At 33.4% G+C, this 631-nt stretch carries 1 riboswitch.

The features are described 5' to 3' along the window. Nucleotides 1–297 precede the first annotated feature (297 nt). Nucleotides 298–486, forward strand: a riboswitch (cobalamin riboswitch). Nucleotides 487–631: the final 145 nt, after the last annotated feature.

The raw sequence follows: 631 nt of genomic DNA on the forward strand, positions 1-631 counted from the left end.
TAAACAAGTATCCCCCGTTCTAATTTAGGACGGGGGATACTTGTTTAGGTTTTGATATAACATGAACCGATTGTTAAATAACATAACTGGCATCTTATCTCTGTACAGATACACACTTCTTTATAAGTTTAATCGCACTTTATTTCAATTACCGCTACCTCTCTTCACTCTTATAAAAGTTAGAACAATCAGAATAATAAAAATAAAAACCTTTAGAATTTTCTTATTTTAAAACAGTAGACAAAATTCCAAAAATTGTGTTAGAATTTGTTTCAATATCATATCGCTTGTTAACTTCCTTTCAAAAGGAAAATAGGTACACGAAAATTTCGTTTCGTGTTTAAAAGGGAAGCTTGGTGAAACTCCAACACGGTCCCGCCACTGTAAATGCTGAGATTTCTTGTTTAGTGCCACTGTGAAAACGGGAAGGTGAAAGAAATTATATGAAGCATAAGTCAGGAGACCTGCCTGTTTTAGCAACACTGATAGATTCACGGATGATGATGAGGTGTTAAAACAAAAAGGAAGGCTTATTTTCTATGCCTTTATGCTTTTTGTTATAGGTATTTCCTAGTAAACGGAAATGCTTACTTTCAATTAGGGAGGAATTTAAAATGGCAATTCAAACAAG

It is taken from the genome of Bacillus sp. BPN334, from assembly GCF_008368885.1.
Classification (GTDB): Bacteria; Bacillota; Bacilli; order Bacillales; family Bacillaceae_G; genus Bacillus_A; species Bacillus_A wiedmannii.